Source organism: Blastococcus sp. VKM Ac-2987 (assembly GCF_026967805.1).
Classification (GTDB): Bacteria; Actinomycetota; Actinomycetes; order Mycobacteriales; family Geodermatophilaceae; genus Blastococcus.
On sequence record NZ_JAPVBG010000001.1, the window covers coordinates 193309 to 214004 of the forward strand.

The 20696-nt window shown below is 75.7% G+C and carries 20 protein-coding genes and 1 pseudogene; 8 read left to right on the plus strand and 13 right to left on the minus strand.

Features of this window, described 5'->3' with window-relative positions; translation table 11 throughout:
* Nucleotide 1: 1 nt before the first annotated feature.
* From O2W17_RS00890 to O2W17_RS00905, 4 genes are all read right to left on the minus strand, one after another.
* The gene (locus O2W17_RS00890) at nt 2–811 is read right to left on the minus strand and encodes an ABC transporter permease (RefSeq protein ID WP_269190508.1); all 810 of its coding nucleotides are present in this window, start codon (nt 809–811) and stop codon (nt 2–4) included.
* A complete protein-coding gene (locus O2W17_RS00895) occupies nt 808–1719 on the minus strand; it encodes an ABC transporter ATP-binding protein (protein ID WP_269190509.1) in 912 nt (303 codons plus the stop codon). The genes O2W17_RS00890 and O2W17_RS00895 overlap by 4 nt, the downstream gene beginning before the upstream one ends.
* 5 nt (nt 1720–1724) lie before the next feature.
* Nucleotides 1725–2834 carry a sigma-E factor regulatory protein RseB domain-containing protein gene (locus O2W17_RS00900; protein WP_269190510.1) on the minus strand — a complete coding sequence of 370 codons (1110 nt, stop codon included), beginning with the start codon at nt 2832–2834 and terminating at the stop codon, nt 1725–1727.
* A 67-nt stretch (nt 2835–2901) separates the two neighbouring features.
* A complete protein-coding gene (locus tag O2W17_RS00905; RefSeq protein ID WP_269190511.1) occupies nt 2902–3279 on the minus strand; it encodes a hypothetical protein in 378 nt (125 codons plus the stop codon).
* 406 nt (nt 3280–3685) lie between these two features.
* Between O2W17_RS00905 and O2W17_RS00910 the strand changes: the two genes are divergently transcribed.
* Nucleotides 3686–4324, plus strand: a complete 639-nt coding sequence (locus O2W17_RS00910; protein ID WP_269190512.1) for a hypothetical protein — start codon at nt 3686–3688, stop codon at nt 4322–4324.
* On the opposite strand, the gene O2W17_RS00915 is transcribed toward O2W17_RS00910, so the two are convergent.
* Nucleotides 4321–5484, minus strand: a complete 1164-nt coding sequence (locus O2W17_RS00915; protein ID WP_269190513.1) for an AI-2E family transporter — start codon at nt 5482–5484, stop codon at nt 4321–4323. The genes O2W17_RS00910 and O2W17_RS00915 overlap by 4 nt on opposite strands.
* A 31-nt stretch (nt 5485–5515) precedes the next feature.
* Nucleotides 5516–6424 (minus strand): methylenetetrahydrofolate reductase [NAD(P)H], encoded by a 909-nt coding sequence (gene metF, locus O2W17_RS00920; RefSeq protein WP_269190514.1) that lies wholly within the window; start codon nt 6422–6424, stop codon nt 5516–5518.
* A 200-nt stretch (nt 6425–6624) separates the two neighbouring features.
* On the opposite strand from metF, the gene O2W17_RS00925 reads away from it, so the two are divergent.
* The 3 genes from O2W17_RS00925 to O2W17_RS00935 all read left to right on the plus strand — a co-directional run bounded on the left by O2W17_RS00925 (nt 6625) and on the right by O2W17_RS00935 (nt 10305).
* The gene (locus O2W17_RS00925) at nt 6625–7752 is read left to right on the plus strand and encodes a polyprenyl synthetase family protein (RefSeq protein WP_269190515.1); all 1128 of its coding nucleotides are present in this window, start codon (nt 6625–6627) and stop codon (nt 7750–7752) included.
* Nucleotides 7752–9248: a phytoene desaturase family protein gene (gene crtI / locus O2W17_RS00930; RefSeq protein WP_269190516.1), complete on the plus strand. Its 1497-nt coding sequence runs from the start codon at nt 7752–7754 to the stop codon at nt 9246–9248. Before O2W17_RS00925 ends, crtI begins: the two co-directional genes overlap by 1 nt.
* A gap of 103 nt (nt 9249–9351) precedes the next feature.
* On the plus strand, nt 9352–10305 hold the full coding sequence (locus O2W17_RS00935; protein ID WP_269190517.1) for a phytoene/squalene synthase family protein: 954 nt from the start codon (nt 9352–9354) through the stop codon (nt 10303–10305).
* Here O2W17_RS00935 and O2W17_RS00940 read toward each other — a convergent pair.
* The 3 genes and pseudogenes from O2W17_RS00940 to O2W17_RS00950 all read right to left on the minus strand — a co-directional run.
* A pseudogene (locus O2W17_RS00940) lies at nt 10302–10511 on the minus strand (lycopene cyclase domain-containing protein); the annotation flags it as partial. The gene O2W17_RS00935 and the pseudogene O2W17_RS00940 overlap by 4 nt on opposite strands.
* A complete protein-coding gene (locus tag O2W17_RS00945; protein WP_269190518.1) occupies nt 10508–10873 on the minus strand; it encodes a lycopene cyclase domain-containing protein in 366 nt (121 codons plus the stop codon). The pseudogene O2W17_RS00940 and the gene O2W17_RS00945, both read right to left, overlap by 4 nt.
* A 43-nt stretch (nt 10874–10916) precedes the next feature.
* Nucleotides 10917–11240 (minus strand): Rv2175c family DNA-binding protein, encoded by a 324-nt coding sequence (locus O2W17_RS00950; RefSeq protein ID WP_269190519.1) that lies wholly within the window; start codon nt 11238–11240, stop codon nt 10917–10919.
* A 22-nt stretch (nt 11241–11262) separates the two neighbouring features.
* On the opposite strand from O2W17_RS00950, the gene O2W17_RS00955 reads away from it, so the two are divergent.
* The 3 genes from O2W17_RS00955 to O2W17_RS00965 all read left to right on the plus strand — a co-directional run bounded on the left by O2W17_RS00955 (nt 11263) and on the right by O2W17_RS00965 (nt 15413).
* The gene (locus O2W17_RS00955) at nt 11263–12405 is read left to right on the plus strand and encodes an alpha-hydroxy acid oxidase (protein ID WP_269190520.1); all 1143 of its coding nucleotides are present in this window, start codon (nt 11263–11265) and stop codon (nt 12403–12405) included.
* An 83-nt stretch (nt 12406–12488) separates the two neighbouring features.
* Nucleotides 12489–14474: a Stk1 family PASTA domain-containing Ser/Thr kinase gene (gene pknB, locus O2W17_RS00960; protein ID WP_269190521.1), complete on the plus strand. Its 1986-nt coding sequence runs from the start codon at nt 12489–12491 to the stop codon at nt 14472–14474.
* Nucleotides 14475–14486: 12 nt separating this feature from the next.
* Complete coding sequence (locus O2W17_RS00965; RefSeq protein ID WP_269190522.1) at nt 14487–15413, plus strand: deoxyribonuclease IV; 927 nt, start codon at nt 14487–14489, stop codon at nt 15411–15413.
* Between the two features lie 102 nt (nt 15414–15515).
* On the opposite strand, the gene O2W17_RS00970 is transcribed toward O2W17_RS00965, so the two are convergent.
* The 3 genes from O2W17_RS00970 to O2W17_RS00980 all read right to left on the minus strand — a co-directional run bounded on the left by O2W17_RS00970 (nt 15516) and on the right by O2W17_RS00980 (nt 18983).
* Nucleotides 15516–16553 (minus strand): threonine aldolase family protein, encoded by a 1038-nt coding sequence (locus O2W17_RS00970; protein WP_269190523.1) that lies wholly within the window; start codon nt 16551–16553, stop codon nt 15516–15518.
* On the minus strand, nt 16546–17883 hold the full coding sequence (locus O2W17_RS00975) for a class II 3-deoxy-7-phosphoheptulonate synthase (protein WP_269190524.1): 1338 nt from the start codon (nt 17881–17883) through the stop codon (nt 16546–16548). Before O2W17_RS00975 ends, O2W17_RS00970 begins: the two co-directional genes overlap by 8 nt.
* A 71-nt stretch (nt 17884–17954) precedes the next feature.
* Nucleotides 17955–18983: a 6-phosphofructokinase gene (locus O2W17_RS00980; RefSeq protein ID WP_269190525.1), complete on the minus strand. Its 1029-nt coding sequence runs from the start codon at nt 18981–18983 to the stop codon at nt 17955–17957.
* A gap of 95 nt (nt 18984–19078) precedes the next feature.
* On the opposite strand from O2W17_RS00980, the gene O2W17_RS00985 reads away from it, so the two are divergent.
* Nucleotides 19079–19945: an NmrA family NAD(P)-binding protein gene (locus O2W17_RS00985; RefSeq protein ID WP_269190526.1), complete on the plus strand. Its 867-nt coding sequence runs from the start codon at nt 19079–19081 to the stop codon at nt 19943–19945.
* A 76-nt stretch (nt 19946–20021) separates the two neighbouring features.
* Here O2W17_RS00985 and O2W17_RS00990 read toward each other — a convergent pair whose 3' ends face one another.
* A complete protein-coding gene (locus O2W17_RS00990; RefSeq protein WP_269190527.1) occupies nt 20022–20660 on the minus strand; it encodes a hypothetical protein in 639 nt (212 codons plus the stop codon).
* Between the last annotated feature and the right edge of the window lie 36 nt (nt 20661–20696).

Genomic DNA, 20696 nt, shown 5'->3' on the forward strand with positions numbered 1-20696 from the left:
GCTAGCTGGTGACGTCCTTGGTGGTGAAGTTCGCCCAGGCGGCGGCGAGCAGCACGCCCACGTAGACCGCCTGCAGCGCCAGCCCGCGGGTGATGTCCCGCCACAGGACCGGGTCGCGGAAGAGGTCGACGAACGCCAGCCAGTAGCGCGTGGGGAGGTAGGGCGCGATGGGCGAGGCGGCGTCGAGGGTGAACAGCAGCGACGACGTGACCAGCACGGCCAGCGCGCCCATCGTGGCTCCGAGCGGCGAGTCGGTGGTGGTCGAGAAGAACAGCGCGAAGGCCGCGACGCCGAGCATCGACACCGCGACGTAGCCGATCGCCAGCACGGTGCGCACGGCCAGCTCCTCCGGCGTCAGCGACGTCCCGGACACCGATGTCGCGGCGCCCGGCTGGGCGTCGAAGAGCGTCGTCCCGACGAGGTAGCCCACGGCTGCCACCACCAGCACGGTGACCAGCACGAAGGCGAGGACGGCCACCAGCTTGGCCACCAGGAGCCGGGTCCGCCCGGCCGGCCGGGCCAGCAGGTAGCGCAGCGTGCCGGCCTGCGCCTCGCCGGCGACCGAGTCGCCGGCGACCACCGCCACCGCGATGGGCAGGAACAGCGGCAGCACGATCGCCAGGGCGGCCAGGGGGTACAGCGCGCCGTTGGTGAGGACGGCGGAGAGGAACGGCGGGCCCTCGCCGGGCCGGGGCGCCAGGTCGGTCCAGACCAGCAGCACCGCCACGAGCACCGGCAGCGCGTTGAGGACGGCGATCGTCGCCCAGGTGCGGGGCCGGCGGAACAGCTTGCGCAGCTCGACGGCGATCACAGGGCGCGCTCCACCCGGTCGGCGCTGGTGGCCGCGGCCGCCAGGACCACCTCCTCCAGCGTCGGGCGCTCCGGCGCGAGGCCGGTGACCGGGATCCCGGCGCCCACGAGGAGCGCGTTGACCTCGGCGGGATCGCCGCCGCGCACCACGACCCGCTCGCCGTCCACGGCGGCGACCCGGCCGTCGAGGGTGGCCCGCACCCGTTCCGGCGTGGGCGTGCGCACGACGGTGGCGCCGGTCGGGGCGGTCAGGGTGGCCAGGTCGTCCTGCAGCACCAGCCGGCCGCGGTCGAGCACCCCCACCCGCGAGCAGAGCTGCTCGACCTCGGCCAGCAGGTGGCTGGACAGGAAGATCGTCGTCCCGCCGCGGTGCAGCTCCAGGAGCAGCTCCCGGATCTCCGAGATGCCCTGCGGGTCGAGCCCGTTGGTGGGCTCGTCGAGGACCAGCAGCTCGGGACGGCGCAGCAGCGCGCCGGCGAGGCCGAGGCGCTGGCGCATGCCCAGCGAGTACGCCTTCACCGGCCGGCGGCCCACGCCACCGAGACCGACCTGCTCGAGCACGTCGGCGACCCGGCGGCGCCGGTCGCGGCGGGCCCCACCGGGGCCGGCGGCGTCCAGCAGCGCGAGGTTCTCCCGGCCGGACAGGTGCCCGTAGGCGGCGGGCGCCTCGATCAGCGCGCCCACCCGGGGCAGCACGCGGCGGCCGGCGCGCGGCATCCGCTCCCCGAGCAGGTCGATCTCGCCCCGGGTGGGCAGCACGAGGCCGAGCAGCATGCGGACGGTGGTCGTCTTCCCCGAGCCGTTGGCGCCCAGGAAGCCGTAGACGTCACCGGCGCGCACGTCGAGGTCGATGCCGTCGACCGCGCGCAGCCGGCCGTACTGCTTGGCCAGGCCCCGGGTCGCGATCACCGAGCTCACCGCTGCCGCACGAGCACCGGCAGCTGCGCGGCGGCCTCGACCAGCGCGTCGAGGCTGACCGTCCCGGTGAGCAGGAACGGCCTCGCGTCCTGCGGGTCCACGAGCATGAGTCCGACGGGTCCAGCCGCGATGCGGATGCTGGTGTCGTCGGTGACGGCGGCCGGGCTCTGCGCCAGCGTGCGGCGCAGGCCGTCCGCCAGCCGGGGTGGCACCGGGGCGACGGCGAGCAGGGTGACCCCGCGCCCGTAGAGCCCGATGCCGGGCGGTGCCCCCTCGAGCGTCCGGCGCGGCAGACCGGCCAGGGTGCCGGGGAACCGCACCGGGCCGAGCCGGCGCCCCGCCTCCAGCACGATCCCGGCCTGCTCCGCGGTGCGCACGGCCGCGCCGGGAGGCGGGACGAAGGCGGTGGTCGCGGCGTCCGGGGCCGACAGGTCGAGGTCCAGGAACCGGGTGTCCAGGGCCGGCACCTCCGAGGCCTCGCCGAGCACCACCACCTGCAGCGGCAGGCCGCTCGCCCGGTCCACCCACACGTCCACCTGCCGCACCGCCGAGGCGGGCTCCGCCGGGGTGACGCGCAGCCCGAGGGCGTCCCGCCCGGCAATCCGCCGCGCGCCGATCCGCGTCAGCTCTTCGTCGGTGGCCTCGGACAGCAACCGGCGGCCCAGGGTCGAGGGCAGCAGGTCCGGTGGCGCGGGCAGGGCGAACGGCGTGGCGGCCTCGCGCGTCGCGGTGGCGCGCTCGTACTCCCACGTCCAGGTGCCCCGGGCGTCCCGGTGGATGCCCGTCTCGCCGGCCGCCGTGACGACGTCGACGCGGTGGTCGTCGGGGCCCCGCCACCACACGCGCATCTCGGTGCGGTCGCTGAACAGGTCGGCGACGGAGTCGAGCTGGCGGGTCACCGGCAGGGCCAGCCCACCGGCGGACTCGGCGTACCCGGAGTAGCGCACGTCGTCCGCGGCGAGGACCGTCGCGCGCAGCTCGGCCGCGGGGACCGCCGAGTCGGCGACCGGCAGCGCGCCGACGATCGCCGGCAGCGCCACGACGACGGCGACGACCACCCCCACGACGGCCCAGCGCGGAGCCGCCGCCCGCCAACCGGACGCCATGGCGGCCACCGTAGTCCGCGGCACCGGCCCTCCGGATCGCCCGGACCGCCTCCGCGGCGCAGGCGGGCTACGCGAGCGCTGTCACCAGGCAGCAGGCGGCGAGCAGCAGCACCAGCGGCGTCATGACGAACCGCTCGGGCCGGCTGCGGGAGATGCCGTTCAGCAGGATGCCGAGGGCGAAGTAGCCGGTCAGCACCCAGATGCCGATGTCGGCCACGGCCGCCGGGAGCACCGCGAGCAGGCCGGCAGCCTGCAGGATCACCACGGCGAAGAGCGCGTACAGGACGACGGAGACCGCGCTCCCGACGCGCAGGCCCCGCGGCAGCACGTCGTGCTGCCCACCCCACGCGAACCGTCCCAGCGGACGGCCGGCGGCGAGCAGCACCTGGAAGACGGCGAGGCCGGCGAGCAGGACGCAGGCGAGCACGGCGGCTCCGGTGATCACGGGGCGCACGGTACGGCCGCACCGCCTCCGACCGGCGCGCCGGGCGAGCGTCCTCGGCGCAGCACGTCCGCCGGCCGGAACGCCGCATCGCCGGCCGCCCGGTGCCGCCGGCCGCTGGTCACCACCGGTGAGGACCAGCACCGGGTGCACCGGCCGCGCGGCCATCGGCGCACCGGTGGCGCCCGGCGTGGAAGCACGCCGACGGCCTCGCCCGACTACCCGGTCGAACGGTCACCGCCAACCGAAACCGCAGCTCAGACGCCCGTCCACGGATCTGCGGCAGGCCTGGACACCGGGCGGCGGTGGCGACGAGGAGGGGAGTGCCCTCGCCCACGCCGTCCATCCGGTCCGGGGATCACACCGCCCGGCGCGCGTGCCCGGCCGCCGTCCGGGGCAGGACCCCGCCATGGCACCTCCGATCAGCGACGCCGTCGTCGTCGACGTCCTGCGCCGGGTCGACCGGCTGCTCACCCCGCTGGCCACCCGTCTCGGCCGGCCACCTGCGCTGCCGCGGCACGAGCGCGACGAGTGGTGGGCCGACCAGGTCTCCCGGGTCGCGGCCGGGGTCTCCGCCGTCCCCCGGTTCGCCGGCAAGCTCGCCGACCTGCTGCCGCTGCAGAACACCGTGGGCACCGCGGTCCAGTCGCTCGTGGTGCTCGGCGTCGCCGGGGAGCACGGCGTGGAGGCGCCGGCCGAACGGGTGTCGCTGCTGGCCCGGGTGCTGCTCGACCGGGACCTGACCGCGGCCCAGGTGGAGCCCCTGCTCACCCCCGCGAAGGGCACCTACGTGGAGGGCGCGCTGGGCAGCCGGGACGAGCGCCGCGGGGTCGCCGGCGCCGCACGCACCCTCTGGCGCGCCGCGCGGCTGCTCGGCCGGATCGACGACGCCCTCGACGCCCGCCCCAAGGGCCGGCTGCTGGCCCGCGCGGTCGCCAACCTCCCCGTCGTCGGCGTGGCCGGCGGGTACGTCTCCGAGCGGGAGGGGCTGCGCCGGGCCGCGGCGGAGGCGGCGGACGTGCTGGAGGCGCCGCCGGCGCGCCACTAGCTCTCGTCCCCCGTCCGGGCACCCTCGCGGCGCTCGGGCTCGGCCGCGTCCGCCGGTCGCTCCCCGTCGCCGTCCGCCCAGCCGGGACCGGCGTCGGGCTCGCGGCCGCGGACGTAGTCGACGACGCGGGCCAGGCAGGCCGTCAGGGGCACCGCGAGGAAGGCACCCAGGACGCCGTAGGTCACCCCGCCCACCGTGACGGCGAGGATGATCAGGAACGGGTGCAGCCGCAGCACCGGGCTCAGGATCAGCGGCTCCAGGAGGTTGCCCTCCGCCTGCTGGACCACCACCACGACGGCCAGGACCAGCAGTGCCGTCGTCAGCCCCTGGTCGGCGAGCGCGACCAGGACGGCCAGCAGGCCGGACACGAAGGCGCCGACGATCGGGAAGAAGCCGCCCAGGAAGATCAGCAGCGCCAGGGGCAGGGCCAGCGGGACGCCGAGGAGCACCAGGCCGATGCCGATGAACACCGCGTCGGCGAGCGCGACCACCATCTGCCCGCGGAAGTAGGCGCCGAGGGTCCAGAACAGCTGACCGGACACCCGGTCGGCGTGCCGGCGCGCCCCATCCGGCAGCAGGCTCGTGATCCCCGACCAGATGCGTCCGCCGTCGCGCAGGTAGAAGAAGAGCGCGACGAGGAAGAGGACCACGCCCGTCGCCACGTCCCCCAGGGTCCGGGCCACCTGCAGGCCCTGGTCCAGGGCACCGCTCCCGCCGCCGAACGCGGAGAAGGCCTCCCGGGCCATGTCGGCGAGGCCGCCCTCGTCGACGGCGACCGGCAGCGAGAAGGGTGTCCCGTCGACGAGCTCCTCGAGGTCACCCAGCGCGTCCTCCACGCTGTCGGCCAGCGCCGGGAGCTCGTCGGCGAACCGGGGGACGACGAGCCAGAGCGCCAGGCCGAGCAGCCCGAGCAGCCCGACGACGAGGACGAGCGCCACCACCGTGGAGGGCACGTGCCTGCGCCGCAGCCACGCCGCCACCGGCCACAGCACCGCCGCCGGGAAGAGCGCGACCGCCAGCGGGGTCGCCACGACGCTGACCTCGCGCAGCACCAGGTAGCCGAGCACGAGCACGCCGACCAGCCCGAGCAGCGCCCAGGCGCGGCGGCCGGCGCGCTGCAGCACGGCGTCGCCGTCCGGGCGCACCGCCGACGCACTCATGCCGGGACCGCGGTGCGCAGGCCCGGCGTCATCAGCGGACGGCCGCCGGGGCGCTGGTGGCCAGGTTGGTGAACACCTCGCGGGTCGCCGTCGACCGGTTCATGGTGATGAAGTGGATGCCGGGCACGCCCTCGTCGAGCAGCTGCCGGCACAGGTCGGTGGCCACCTCCACCCCGAACGCCCGCACCGCGGCCTTGTCCTCGGGGCGGTCGCCGTCCAGCGCGGCGAAGCGGTCGGCGAGCTCGGGCGGGAACGCCTGCCCGGACAGCTCGACGATGCGGGTGATCTGCCGGACGTTGGTCACCGGCATGACACCGGCGATGACCGGGACCTCGCAGCCCTTGGCGGCGACCCGGTCGCGCAACCGCAGGTAGTCCTCGGCGCGGAAGAACATCTGGGTGATCGCGTAGTCCGCACCCGCCCGGCACTTGGCCACGAACATCTCGACGTCGGTGTCGAAGTCCGGGGAGCGCGGGTGCCGCTCGGGGAACGCGGCCACACCCACGGAGAAGTCGCCGATGGAGCGGATCAGCTCCACCAGCTCGGAGGCGTAGCGCAGCCCCTCGGGGTGGGCGACCCACTCCGCCTGCGGATCGGCGCCGGGCGGGTCGCCGCGCAGCGCGAGCAGGTTGCGGACCCCGGCGGCGGCCAGCCGGCTGATCACGTGCCGCAGCTCCGCGACGCTGTGGTCGACGGCGGTCAGGTGCGCCAGCGGGGTCATCGTCGTCTCGGCGGCGATCCGCTCGGTCATCGCGACGGTGCCCTCGCGGGTGGAGCCGCCGGCCCCGTAGGTGACCGACACGAACGAGGGGCGGAGCCGCTCGAGCTCGCGCAGCGCCGTCCACAGCTGCTCCTCCCCCGCCGGCGTCTTCGGCGGGAAGAACTCGAACGACCACGTGGGCCGGTCGTTGGCGAGGAGCTCGCGCACGGTCGGGGTCACGGCACCCGAGGGTAGTGGCGCCCGGACGGCGACCCGCGGTGGTGCCGCGGAACTTCCGCCGCCGAGGGTGCATCCGGGTCGCTTCCGGGCACGGAAGAGGCCGTGAACCTGCGACCTGTGACGGAGGAACGATGGAGCGGAGCACGTCAGCTGCCCTGCTGGTGGGGCCGCGTCCCATCGGGTTGGGCGATACTGACCTCATGATCGCCGGGGCGCAGCAGCGCGAGTCCGCCCGCCCCGCACCACCGCTGGCGGCCGCCGACCTCGACCGGGTGCGCGCCGCGGTGGCCGATGCGCTGGTCGGCTTCCTCGACCAGCAGCGCGCCACCCTCGCCGGCATGGATCCCAGCCTGGTCCCGGTGGTCGACGAGGTCTGCGCGGTCGCCGAGGGCGGCAAGAAGCTGCGCCCGTCCTTCGCCTACTGGGGCTGGCGCGGCGCCCGCGGCCAGGGGCCGGGGACCGCCGAGGACGACGACGCGGTGCTGCGGGCCGTCGCGGCCCTGGAGTTCGTGCACGCCAGCGCCCTCGTGCACGACGACGTCATGGACGCCGCCGGCACCCGGCGCGGCCGCCCGACCACGCACATCGGCTTCGCCGACCGGCACACCTCGCACGGGTTCTCCGGCGACCAGGAGCTCTTCGGCGTCGGCGCGGCCATCCTCGTGGGCGACCTCGCCCTGGTGTGGTCGGACGAGATGCTCCGCTGCTCCGGCATCTCCGAGGCGGCCCTCGGCCGGGCGCGGGCGGTCTGGGACACGATGCGCACCGAGGTCACCGCCGGGCAGTACCTCGACCTGCTGCGCGCGGCGGGCGGCCTCCCGGGGCCCGACGGCGCGCTGACCGTCGCCCGCTACAAGAGCGCCGGGTACACCGTGCAGCGGCCGCTGCAGCTCGGCGCCGCGATCGCCGGCGCCGGCCCGGCCGTGGTCGAGGCCTTCGCCGCCATCGGCCTGCCGCTGGGCGAGGCGTTCCAGCTGCGCGACGACCTGCTCGGGGTGTTCGGCGACCCGCAGGTCACCGGCAAGTCCGCCGACGACGACCTGCGCGAGGGGAAGCAGACGCTGCTGGTCGCGCTGGCCGAGGAGGTGGCCGACGACGCCGGACGGCGGCTGCTGCACGAGCTGCTGGGCAACCCGGACGCCGGCCCCGACGAGTTCGAGGCGCTGCGCACCCTGCTCGTCTCCACCGGCGCCCGCGACCGCGTCGAGCAGCGGATCACGGTCAGCACCGCCCGCGCCCGCGACGCCATCGCCGAGGCACCCATCGCCGACGACGCCCGGGCCGCGCTCGACGCGCTCGCGGTCGCCGCCACCGCCCGCACCGCCTGATGGTCCGCACCGTTCCGGGTCGCACCGACCGCGTCGTCGTCATCGGCGCCGGGCTCGCCGGGCTGGCCACCGCGCTGCGGCTGCGCGGCGCCGGCCGCGACGTCGTGGTGGTCGAGCGGGGCGACGGGCCGGGTGGCCGGGCCGGGCGGATCGAGCAGGACGGGTACGCCCTCGACACCGGCCCCTCGGTGTTCACCGCCCCGGAGGTCGTCGCCGACACCCTCGCCGCCGTCGGCGAGAAGCTCGAGGACCGGCTGACCCTGCACCCGCTGCGGACCAGCTACCGGGCCCAGTTCGCCGACGGCACGCACCTGGACGTGCACGCCGACCCCGACGCCTTCGCCGCCGAGGTCGCCGCCCTCTGCGGGCCGGCCGAGGCCGACGCGCTGCGCCGCTACCTGGCCGACCTCGCCGAGCTGTACCGGCTGCAGCTGGACACCTTCATCGACCGCAACCTCGACTCCCCGCTGGACCTGCTGGGCCCCCAGCTGCTCGGCCTCGCCCGCCGCGGGGGCTTCCGGCGGCTGTCCGGCCACGTCGAGCGTGCCTTCACCGACGACCGGCTGCGCCGGCTGTTCAGCTTCCAGGCCCTCTACGCCGGGGTCTCCCCCTTCCGCGCCATCGCCGCCTACGCGGTGATCGCCCAGCTCGACATCGGTGCCGGCGTCTGGCACCCCGAGGGCGGCATCGCCGCGGTGCCGCGCGCCCTGGCCGACGCCGCGGCCGACGCCGGGGTCGTGTTCCGCTACGGCGCTACGGTCGCCGAGCTGGAGACCTCCGGCGGCCGGGTGGGTGCGGTCCGCCTGGCCGACGGCGAGCGGCTGCCCGCGGACGCCGTCGTCGTCACCGCCGACGCACCGCACACCCTGGTGCCGGGCCTGCGCGGCCCGCGCCGGCCGGTGTACTCGCCGTCCTGCGTCGCGCTGCACCTGGGCGTCCGCGCGCCGCTGGCCGGCCAGGCGCACCACACGATCAGCTTCGGCGCGGCGTGGCAGCAGGTGTTCGACGAGCTCACCCGCGACGGACGCCCCATGAGCGACCCGAGCCTGCTGATCAGCATGCCGTCGGTCACCGACCGCGGCCTCGCCCCCGACGGCGGGCAGGTGCTCAGCGTCGTCGCCCCGACGCCGAACCTCGACCGGCGCAGCGGCGGCAACCCCGACCTGGACTGGGCCGCGCTGGCGCCCCGCTACCGCGAGGAGCTGCTGGCCACGCTGGAGGCGCGGGGCTTCACCGGGGTCACCGACGCGATCGAGGTCGAGCACATGGACACCCCGCTGACCTGGGCCGAGCAGGGCATGGCCGCCGGCACGCCGTTCGCGCTGGCGCACACCTTCGGCCAGACCGGCCCGTTCCGGCCATCCACCCTGCCCCGCCGGGGCCCGGAGAACGTGGTGCTCGCCGGCTCCTCGGTGCAGCCCGGCGTCGGGGTGCCGATGGTGCTGATGAGCGGCCGGCTGGCGGCCGAGCGGATCACGGGCGTGGTTGCGTCGTGAGGCGACGGGTGAGTGAGCATCGCAGCGAGTGGGGGCACCTCCCGCTTGCGGGGGACTGCGAGCGAGGAGCGGAGCGAGGCCGGAGCCGAACCATGGACATCGCATGACGGCGCTGCGGCCCCCGGGCACCCAGGCCCACCGGCAGGAGCAGCTGCGCGCCGCCTACCGGCACTGCGCGCAGATCGCCGCGCGGCACGGCAAGAGCTACCACCTGGCCACCCGGCTGCTCACCCCCGACCGCCGGACGGCGGTGCACGCCCTCTACGCCGCCGCACGCGTGGCCGACGACCTGGTGGACGAGCCCGGCGCCGACCCCGAGCGCGATCTGGCCGACTGGTCGCGCGCGGTGCTCGCCGAGCTGGAGGCCGGCTGGTCGGAGGACCCGGTGCGGCTGGCGCTGGTGCACACCTACCGCCGCTACGGCATCCCGGTCGAGCACCTCGTCGACTTCCTCGCCGCCATGACCAGCGACCTCGACGTCACCGGCTACGCCGACCTCGACGCCCTCGACCGGTACATGTGGGGCTCGGCGTCGGTCATCGGGCTGCAGGTGCTCCCGGTCCTCGGCACCGCCCCCGGGGTGCTCCGCGAGGAGGCGGCCCCGCACGCCGTCGCGCTGGGCGAGGCGTTCCAGCTCACCAACTTCCTCCGCGACGTCGCCGAGGACGCCGACCGCGGCCGGGTCTACCTGCCGGCGGACCTGATGGCCGCCCACGGGGTGACCCGCGAGCAGCTGCTCGAGCGGCGGCACGACGCCCGCTTCGCCGCGCTGATGCGCGAGATGGTGGCGATCGTCCGCCGGCGGTACGACGACGCCGCACCCGGGACGCCGATGCTCGCGCCGGAGTCGCGCGACTGCGTGCGGGCCGCCACCGACCTCTACGGCGGCATCCTCACCGAGATCGAGCGGGCGGACTACCGGGTGCTCGACGGCCGGGTGTCGGTGTCCAAGCCGCGCCGCCTGGCGGTGTTCGCCCGCCGGTTGACCGCGGCCCAGCTGGCCAGGGTGAGGGTCACCATGGCGAACCCGAAGAGCAGGTCCTCGACCGGCGCGTAGGCGATCCGCGGCCCCCAGATGGTGGCCGGGTCGTAGGTGACGACGTCCAGGCCGGTGAGCACGCCGTTCATCAGCAGCTGGAACGTCACGATGATCGCGTAGGCGACCCAGAACACCGGGCGGGTGACCATGCGCGTCCGGTAGACGGCCAGGTCCACGACCAGCACGCCGACGACCGCGAGCACGGCCAGCGTCGAGTAGCTCATCGCGCGGCCCGCTCCCCGGCCGGCAGGGCCTCCTCGGCGGGGTAGCCGGCGTCCCACCGCGTCACCTTCCGCACCGCCTCCAGCGCCAGCACCGAGCACAGCGGGACGACGAGGAAGAACAGCACCTCCTCGAGCGGGATGCCGCCGGGCAGCCGGACGCCGAGGGTCCGCACCTCGCTGTAGTCCCAGTGCCCCTGCGCGATGGCGTAGAGGACCCACACCACGAAGACGACGAACTCCGGGACGACCGCGAGCAGCAGGCGCCGCCAGCGCGCGTAGACCCGCACGCCCAGCACCAGCTCGAGCGGCGCGGTGACCACCAGGCAGCCGGCCAGGAGGCCCAGGTAGGTCAGCTGCTCCACGTCTGCAGCTTCCCCCCGGCCCGGCCCTCCGGATGCACCGGGCTCAGAGCGCCAGGGCCTGGGCCCGGCGGGTCACCTCGGTGTGCCGGTTGTCCCGCAGCGCCTGCACCGGCGTGCCGGGCAGCGACTCGTCCTCGCGGAACAGCCAGTCGAACGCCTCCTCGTCGGTGAACCCGCCGTCCTGCAGGACGGTCAGCAGACCGGGCAGGTGCTTGAGGACGGCGCCGTCCTGGAGGAACTCGGCCGGGATCTTGCCGTTACCGCTCCCGGGGACGGCCATCAGCTTCCGGTCGCGCAGCAACTGCCGGACCCGGTTGGGCGAGGTGCCCAGGAGCCGGGCCACCTCCGCGGGGGTGAGCGTGTCCATAGAGTGCGAGCCTATGGCGAGCATGGACTCAGCGAGCAGCCCGGTGCCGGGACAGCCTGCGCAGGACGGTGGCGCGGAGGTCGCCGAGGATCCGCGCCCGGAGACGCCCTACCTCGACCTGGCCCTGCTGGAGGCCCGGTCGCGGGAGCTGCTGCCCGAGCCGGTCTACGACTACTACGCCGGCGGCGCCGAGACCGAGACGACGATGCGCGAGGCGACCGGGGCCTGGCGCGCGTGGCGGCTGCGGCCGCGGGTGCTGCGCGGGATCACCACGGCGCACCTGGGCACCGAGCTGCTCGGCTCGCCGGTGCGCACGCCGATCGGGGTCGCCCCGTGGGCATACCAGGCGATGGCCCACCCCGACGGCGAGCTGGCCACCGCCCGCGCCGCCGCCGCCACCGGCGCGCTGATGACCGTGTCGACCAGCGCCAACAACAGCCTCGAGGAGGTGGCCGCGGCCGCGCCGGGCAGCCCGCAGTGGTTCCAGCTGTACCGGCTGCACTCCGAACGGCACACCGACGACCTCGCCCGCCGCGCCGGGGACGCCGGCTACCGCGCCCTCGTCCTCACCGTCGACGTCCCCGTGCTGGGCCGGCGCCGGCGCGACATGGGGCACGACTTCGTCCACCGCGCGGGCGTCCGGATGGCCAACCGGCCGCCGGAGGGCGAGGAGCCGACGCTGGACGGCCTGGCGACCGCGACCTGGACCTTCGACGAGATCGCCCGCTTCGGCGAGCTGTCCGGGCTGCCCGTCGTGGTCAAGGGCGTCCTGCGCGGTGACGACGCCGTCCGGTGCGTGCAGGCCGGCGCCGCCGCCGTCTGGGTCACCACGCACGGCGGCCGGCAGGCCGACCCCGCCGTCTCCAGCGCCTACGCGCTGCCGGAGGTGGTCGACGCGGTGGGCGACGACGTCGAGGTCTACGCCGACGGCGGCATCCGCTCGGGCTCGGACGTGCTCACCGCCCTCGCCCTCGGCGCGTCTGCGGTGTTCCTCGGACGGCCGATCGCCTGGGGGCTCACCACCGGAGGCGAGCGCGGGGTGGCCGCCGTGCTCGACGGGCTGACCGACGAGCTGGCGCACGCCATGGTCGTGTGCGGCCTGGCGGACGTCCGCTCGCTGCCCCGGGACACCGTGACCCCGGCCGGGGTGGTCCGGCGCACCTGACCGATGCGCACCAGGCGTACCAGGCGCACCCCGCACCGCGTGGGAGGACCCCGGGTGCCGGTCACCCTCCTACACTCGGCCGGGTGGACACCGCCGTGACCGACCCCGTGGTCGGCCTCGTTCTCGAGGGGCGCTACCGCCTCGAGGAGCGGCTGGCGCGCGGCGGCATGTCCACCGTCTACGCGGCCACCGACCTGCGGCTGCACAAGACCGTCGCGGTCAAGGTGATGGCCGAGCACCTCGCCCACGACCCGACGTTCGTCGACCGGTTCACCCGCGAGGCGCGCGCCGCGGCGATGCTCAGCCACGTCAACGTGGTGGGCGTCAGCGATCAGGGCAGCGACCAGGGCCTGGTGTTCCTCGTCATGGAGCTGGTGCGCGGCCGCACGCTGCGCGACCTGCTCAGCGCGCGCGGCCGGCTCACCGTCGCCGAGGCGTTCGCCGTGCTCGAGCCGGTGCTGGCCGGGCTCACCGCCGCCCACCGGGCCGGCATCGTGCACCGCGACATCAAGCCGGAGAACGTGCTCATCGGCGTCGACGGCCTGGTCAAGGTCGCCGACTTCGGCCTGGCCCGCGCCGTCGTCGGCACCGGGCAGACCAGCCAGACCGGCGGCGTGCTGATCGGCACCGTCGCCTACCTCTCCCCCGAGCAGCTCGAGCGGGGCCGCGCCGACGCCCGCAGCGACATCTACGCGGCCGGCATCGTGCTGTTCGAGATGCTCACCGGCCACCCGCCGTTCGGGGGCGACACCCCGCTGGCCGTCGCGTACCAGCACGTGCACCACGACGTCCCGGCGCCGTCGGCGGAGGTCCCCGGGCTGCCCTGGCAGGTCGACGAGCTGGTCGCGCGCACCACGCGCCGCGACCCGGCCGGCCGCCCGCTGGACGCCGGAGCCTTCCTGGCCGAGCTGCACGACGTCCGCAAGGACCTCGGCATCGAGCCGGTCCCGGTGCCGACCGGCCAGAGCACCGCGGGCCCGGGCACGCTGCGGCCGACCAACCGCCCCACCCGCCCGCGGCCGGGGCACCCGAGCAACCCCGGCACCGCGGTGCTCGGCGGCCGCGGCTCCCGGGCCGCGCGCACCAGCACGCTGCCGGGCATGGGTGCCGGCCCCACCACCGACGTGCACGGACGGCGCCCCGCCCCGGCCCGCCCGCGCCCGGGCGTCCCCGACCACGTCCGCCGGCGCCGCGCCCGGCTGCTCATCGCGATCATCCTGCTGATGGCCGTCACGATCGGGGCCGTCGGCTGGTGGCTGGGCTCCGGCCGCTGGACCGACGTCCCGGCGGTGACCGGCAAGGAGGAGGCCGCGGCGATCGACCTGCTCCAGGACGCCGGGCTCGACCCCGACCCGGTGGTCTCCGAGTGGAACGAGACGGTGCCCGACGGGCAGGTCGTCTCCACCGACCCGGCGTCGGGCGAGGTCATCCGCGGCACCGACGTCCGCGTCGTCGTCTCCAAGGGCCCCGAGCGCTACGTCGTCTCCCCCGACCTGGTGGGCCGGCCGGTGGAGGAGGCCGAGGCGAGCATCCAGGAGGAGCTGCCGGTCCAGATCACGCGGGGCCAGGACTACGACGACGCCGTGCCGCCGGGGAGCGTCATCCGCTTCGACCCACCCGCCGGCACCCAGCTCAAGCGTGACCAGGTCGTCACGGTCGTGGTGAGCCAGGGCCGGGAACCCGTCGCGGTGCCCGACGTGACCGGCCAGAGCCCGGAGCAGGCGACGAGCAACCTCCAGGCGCTGGGCTTCACCGTGCAACGCGCCGAGGACGGCCGCAGCGACGCCGTCGACGTCGGCGAGGTCATGGCGGTCACGCCGGCCCCGTCGGCCGGGCCGGTGCCCTACGGCAGCACCGTGCGGATCCAGGTCTCCGCGGGCGTCCCGATGGTCACCGTCCCGGACGTCGTCGACATGGGCGAGGCCGAGGCGATCGCCACCCTGGAGGCGGCCGGCCTGCAGGTGGAGTCCACCCGCTTCTTCGGTGACCGGGTGCGCCGGCAGAGCATCAAGCCGGGCGAGACCGTCGAGCAGGGCACCCAGATCGCCATCCTGCTCACCTTCGGATAGGCGCCGCTCCCCGTGCCGACCACCTCCCCCGGCGTGCCGCCCGTCGGCGCGCACATCCAGATCAAGGGCGGGCTGGCCAAGGGCGGCCTGGCCTACACCGACGCCGTCGCCGCGCGTGCCGTCCAGGTCTTCGTGGGCAACCCCCGGGGCTGGAAGCTGACCGACGGCGACGCGGCGCAGGACGCGCTGTTCACCGCCGGCTGCACCGAGCGGGGCGTGCCCTCGTTCATCCACACGCCGTTCCTGGTGAACGTGGGCTCCCCCACCGAGGCCACCGTCGAGCAGTCCCTGGCCTCGATCGCGCACAACCTGCGGCGCGGGGCGCAGCTGGGCTGCCAGGGCGTCGTCGTGCACGCCGGCTCGGCGGTCGGCGAGGACCGCCACGAAGCCGCCCTGCGCCAGCTGCACGAGCGGCTCCTGCCGGTGCTGGAGGCCGCGGACCCGGCCGGCCCGCGGCTGCTGATCGAGCCGACGGCGGGCGGTGGCAAGGCGCTGGCCGCCACCGTCCAGGAGCTGGGGCCCTACTTCGCGGCGCTGGAGGACCACCCGCTGGTCGGCGTCTGCTTCGACACCTGCCACGCCTGGGCCGCCGGGCACGACCTCGCCGTCCCCGGCGGGATGACCGCGACCCTCGACGCGCTGGAGGCCACCGTCGGCCCCGGCCGGCTGGGCCTGGTGCACGTCAACGACTCGCTCGACGAGTGCGGGTCCCGGCGGGACCGGCACACCACGATCGGCGAGGGCACCATCGGCTCCGGCCCCTACGGCACCGGGCCGTTCGCCGAGCTGCTGCACCACCGCACGACGGCGGGCGTCCCGATGGTGGTGGAGACGCCCAGCCTGCGCGACGGCGACCCGTGCGGCGGCCACGCCGCCGACATCAAGCTGCTGAACTCGCTGATCGGCGACCCGGTCGCCCCCGCCGCCGACCCCGGCTGAGGCGGGTCGACCCGGGGCACGCCGGGTGGAGCCGCGTGCGCACGCGGCTCCACCCCGCGCGGCGCTGGTGGACCCGGGCGGGACGGCGCGACGCGGTGCGGCCTACCGGTCCAGCAACCCCGCGAGGACGTCGGCGGCGCGGTCGATCCCGGCGCGGTCGACGTCGAGGTTGGTGACCATCCGCAGCCGGCGCGGGTTCACCCGGCCGACCAGCACGCCCTGTGCCTTGGCCGCCTCGGCGACCAGCTGCGCCGGGACGTCGTCGAGCACGACCATGTTGGTCTCCACCGTCGCCGGGTCGACCCCGAGCCGCTTGGCCAGCAGCTGCGCGTGCTCGTGGTCCTCGGCCAGCCGGGGCAGGTGGTGGTCGAGCGCGTGCAGCCCGGCCGCGGCGAGCACCCCGGCCTGCCGCATGCCGCCGCCGAGGCGCTTGCGCCACAGCCGCGCCGTCGCGATGCGCTCCGCCGAGGCCACCAGCACCGAGCCGACCGGTGCGCCCAGCCCCTTCGACAGGCAGACCGACGCGGTGTCGGCCAGCCGGCCGTAGGTGGCCAGGTCGGTGCCCGACGCCGCCGCGGCGTTCCAGATGCGGGCGCCGTCGAGGTGGACGGCGACGCCGGCGCCGCGCGACCAGTCCCACAGCCGGCGCAGCTCGCCGAGCGGCTGCACGAGCCCACCGCCGCGGTTGTGCGAGTTCTCCACCGCGATCGCCGCGGTGGCGGTCAGGTGCCAGTCACCCTTCGGCCGGACCTGCTCGATCAGCTGCCCGGCGTCCAGCCGCCCGCCGTCCGACACCACCGTCCGCGTCGAGATGCCGAAGATCGCGGCGGCCGCACCCATCTCGTAGGTGACGACGTGCGCGTCGGCGTCGCAGAGGACCTCCTGGCCCGGCTCGCAGACCAGGCGCATGCCGATCTGGTTGCCCATGGTCCCCGACGGCACGAACAGCGCCGCCTCGTGGCCGAACATCGCCGCCACCCGCTCCTCGAGCGCGGTGATCGACGGGTCCTCGCCGTAGACGTCGTCGCCGACCTCGGCCTCGGCCATCGCGCGGCGCATCGCCGCGGTCGGCCGGGTGACGGTGTCCGACCGCAGGTCGACAGGGGCGGGCCGGGTCGCGGTCGTGGAGCCGTCAGCCACGCAGCATCTCCGCCACGAGGAACGCCAGCTCCAGGGACTGCCCGGTGTTCAGCCGCGGGTCGCACGCGGTCTCGTAGCGGCTGTTGAGGTCGTCGTCGCCGATCTCCATCGCGCCGCCGAGGCACTCGGTGACGTCCTCACCGGTGAGCTCGACGTGGATGCCGCCCGGCCAGGTGCCCAGCGCCCGGTGCACGCTGAAGAAGCCCAGCACCTCGTCGACGACGCGGTCGAAGTGGCGGGTCTTGTACCCGCTGGGCGACTCGTGGGTGTTGCCGTGCATCGGGTCGCACTGCCACACCACCTGGTGGCCGCTGGCGGTCACCTTCTCCACGATGCCCGGCAGCACGTCGCGGATCTTGCCGTTGCCCATCCGGCTGATCAGCGTGAGCCGGCCCGGGATGCCGTCGGGGTCGAGCCGCTCGACGAGCTCGGTCGCCTGCTCCGGTGTCGTCGTCGGGCCGATCTTCACGCCGATCGGATTGGCCAGCTTCGAGACGAACTCGATGTGCGCCCCGTCCATCTGGCGGGTGCGCTCGCCCACCCACACGAAGTGGGCGGAGAGCGCGTACGGGCGGCCCTCGTGCATGCGCAGCAGCGCGCGCTCGTAGTCGAGGATCAGCGCCTCGTGCGAGTTGTAGAGCTCGACGGCGCGCAGCGCCTCGGAGTCGACGCCGCACGCCTTCATGAACGCCAGCGCGCGGTCGATCTCGCGGGCGATGACCTCGTAGCGGACGCCGGCCGGCGAGCTGGCGACGAAGTCCTTGTTCCAGTCGTGGACGGCGTGCAGGTCGGCCAGGCCGCCGCGGGCGTAGGCCCGGATCATGTTCATCGCCGCGGCCGAGTTGGCGTAGGCGCGCACCAGCCGGTTCGGGTCCGGGATGCGCTGCTCCATCACCGGCTCCAGCGAGTTGACCATGTCGCCGCGGTAGGACGGCAGGCCGAGCGCGTCGGTGTCGGACGAGCGCGGCTTGGCGTACTGCCCGGCCACGCGGCCGACCTTGACCACCGGCACGCTCGCGCCGTAGGTGAGGACGACCGCCATCTGCAGCAGCGTGCGGGTGGTGGCCTGCAGGTGCGGCTCGGTGTTGAGGTCGAAGGTCTCCGCGCAGTCCCCGCCCTGGAGGAGGAACGCCTTGCCCTGCGCCACGTCGGCCAGCTGGGACCGCAGCGTGTCGACCTCGGCGGGGGCGACGATCGGCGGCACCGTGGACAACGTGCCCAGCACCGCGTCGAGCGCGTCGCGGTCGGGCCACCGCGGCTGCTGGGCGGCGGGCAGGTCCCGCCACCGGTCCAGGCCGGGCACCGTCTGCGCAGGTTCGGTGAGACTCACGCCCCCGAGGGTACGGCCGGCACCCGTTCCCACCGGAGGGGATGTCGGCGGTTGCACACTTGCGGGGTCCGTCAGCCGAAGAAGACCTCCGCCTCGGCGTACCGCTCGGCCGGCACGAGCTTGAGCTGCGCGGTGGCCTCGGCCAGCGGGACCCGGACGATGTCCGTGCCGTGCAGGGCGACCATCACCCCGGTCTCGCCGGCGTGCACCGCCGTCACGGCGGCCAGGCCGAAGCGGGTGGCCAGCACCCGGTCGAACGGCGACGGGGTGCCGCCGCGCTGCACGTGCCCGAGGACGACGGCCCGCGCCTCGCGCCCGGTCCGCTCCTCGATCAGCGCGGCCAGCGCCGGCCCCACGCCCCCGAGGCGGACGTGGCCGAAGGCGTCCTTCTCCCCCGTGGACAGCACCATGGCGCCGTCCCTGGGCTTGGCCCCCTCCGAGACCACCACGATCGGCGAGAACCCGGAGTCGAACCGGTGCCGCACGTGCGCGACGACCGCGTCGACGTCGAAGGGGTGCTCGGGGATGAGGATGACGTTGGCCCCGCCGGCCATGCCGGCGTGCAGCGCGATCCAGCCGGCGTGCCGGCCCATCACCTCGACGACCAGCGTGCGGTGGTGGCTGTCACCGGTGGTGTGCAGCCGGTCGATGGCCTCCATCGCGACGCCGACGGCGGTGTCGAAGCCGAAGGTGTAGTCGGTGGCGTCGAGGTCGTTGTCGATGGTCTTGGGCACCCCGACGACGCGGATGCCGCCGGTCTCGGCCAGCTTGGCGGCCACCCCGAGGGTGTCCTCCCCGCCGATCGGGACGAGCGCGTCGACGCCGGAGCGGCGCAGCGTCCCGAGCACCCGCTCGGGGCCGTCCTCGACGGCGAACGGGTTGGTCCGGGAGGTGCCGAGGACCGTGCCGCCGCGCGGGAGGAGACCCCGCACCGACGCCAGGTCCAGCGGCACGCTGTCGTCCTCCAGCACGCCGCGCCAGCCGTCCCGGAAGCCGACGACCTCGTCGCCGAGCTCCCCGACGCCCTTGCGCACCACGGCGCGGATGACCGCGTTGAGGCCGGGGCAGTCGCCGCCGCCGGTCAGGATGCCGATGCGCATGCAGTCCTCCAGGGAAGCGACCAGGTGGCCACCGGGTTGTGCCGGACATGATGCCGCAGGTCACCACCACGTCGGGCCCTCCGCGCACGATCGCCGTGACCGGTGCGACCGGGGCGCTCGGCGGCCGGGTCGCCGCCCGGCTCGCCGCCGCCGGCGCGCGGCTGCGGCTCGTCGTCCGCGACGCCGGCAGGGCACCCCGACTGCCCGGCGCGGAGGTCGCGGTGAACGCCGGGGGCTACGCCGACGGCGCCGGTCTGCGGGCAGCGCTGACCGGCGCGCACACGCTCTACCTGGTGTCGGCGGCCGAGGCCGAGGACCGGCTGGGGCAGCACCGCACCGCGGTGCGGGCGGCTGCAGAGGCCGGGGTGGAGCGGATCGTCTACACGTCCTTCCTCGGCGCCGCACCCGATGCGGTGTTCACGCTCGCCCGCCAGCACGCCGCCACGGAGGAGGCCATCGCGGCGACCGGCGCGCGGCACACGTTCCTCCGGCACGCCATGTACGCAGACTTCGTGCCCTACTTCGCCGTCCTCGACGGCGAGGAGGTGGTGATCGCCGCACCCGCCGGCGAGGGCCGGACGTCGTTCGCCTCCCGCGACGATCTCGCCGACGTCGGGGCCGCGGCCGTGCTCGACGACTCTCCCGCGCTCGACGGTGCCGTCCTCGACGTGACCGGCCCCGCGGCGGTGTCGCTGGACGAGGCGGCGGCGCTGCTCGGCGAGCTGACCGGACGCCCGGCCTCCTACCGGCGGCAGACGGTGGCGGAGGGATGGGCCGCCCGCCGCCCCTCCGGCGCCCCGGACTGGGAGATCGAGGGCTGGGTGACCAGCTACGAGGCGATCGCCGCCGGCGAGCTCGCCGCGGTGAGCGACGTCGTCCCCCGCCTGACCGGCCATCCGGCGCTGTCCGTGGCCGAGCACCTCCACCGGCACCCCGAGGACTGGGCGCAGCTGCGCCGCTGACGCCCGGGCCGCTGACCGGACGGCCCGGCCCGGACGACGACGGGGACGGCCCCCGCCTCGTCGGGGACCGGGCCGGTCACCCGGCCAGGTCCCGGTCGCTCCTGATGTGGGGTGCCGGCGAGGTGCCACCCACGGCCAGCCAGGCGGCGACCCCACCGGGGTCCCGGCGGGTCAGCTCGTCGAGCACGAGCCCGCGCACCTCGGTGGCCAGGTCGCGGTGCCGGGGCGAGCGGAGCAGCTCCTCGGTGCCCGACCACGTCTCGACCAGCGCGGCAGTCGGCAGCCGCGGCAGGACCGACCGCAGCCCGGCCACGTCACGGACGTCCACCTCGTCCTCAGTCAGCCGGTCGGCCGCCACGAGCGGTCCCGCGACGAGCAGGACCAGCACGGCCACCCCGCCCAGCGAGCCCAGGGCGGGCAGGGCCGCTCCGAACGGGAGGAGCAGGACGCCCGTCGCGGCGGCGTGGACGACGAGGCGGCGGGACGCCGGATCGCGGGGGAAGTCCGGGTCTGCGAGCGCCGCCGTCCCGCCGAAGAGCAGTCCCAGGGTCGGCGCGTACACGAGCATCCACAGCCAGGGCGTGAAGACGGCGCCGACCAGTGCCGTGGTGAGGATCGTCGTCGCCACCAGGACGCGCCCGCAGCGCGCGACCGTCCTCCGCAGCGCGCGCTGCCGCGCCCTCGACGGGAGGAACCCGCCCGCGGATGCGGGCACCGGCGATGGCTCCGGTGGGGACGACGCGGCGGTGCT

Coding starts and splice junctions, on each gene's coding strand:
- O2W17_RS00900 (WP_269190510.1), bottom strand. CDS start 2,834: ATGGCGTCCGGTTGGCGGGCGGCGGCTCCGCGCTGGGCCGTCGTGGGG.
- O2W17_RS00910 (WP_269190512.1), top strand. CDS start 3,686: ATGGCACCTCCGATCAGCGACGCCGTCGTCGTCGACGTCCTGCGCCGG.
- O2W17_RS00915 (WP_269190513.1), bottom strand. CDS start 5,484: ATGAGTGCGTCGGCGGTGCGCCCGGACGGCGACGCCGTGCTGCAGCGC.
- O2W17_RS00925 (WP_269190515.1), top strand. CDS start 6,625: ATGATCGCCGGGGCGCAGCAGCGCGAGTCCGCCCGCCCCGCACCACCG.
- crtI (WP_269190516.1), top strand. CDS start 7,752: ATGGTCCGCACCGTTCCGGGTCGCACCGACCGCGTCGTCGTCATCGGC.
- O2W17_RS00935 (WP_269190517.1), top strand. CDS start 9,352: ATGACGGCGCTGCGGCCCCCGGGCACCCAGGCCCACCGGCAGGAGCAG.
- O2W17_RS00950 (WP_269190519.1), bottom strand. CDS start 11,240: ATGGACACGCTCACCCCCGCGGAGGTGGCCCGGCTCCTGGGCACCTCG.
- O2W17_RS00955 (WP_269190520.1), top strand. CDS start 11,263: ATGGACTCAGCGAGCAGCCCGGTGCCGGGACAGCCTGCGCAGGACGGT.
- O2W17_RS00980 (WP_269190525.1), bottom strand. CDS start 18,983: ATGCGCATCGGCATCCTGACCGGCGGCGGCGACTGCCCCGGCCTCAAC.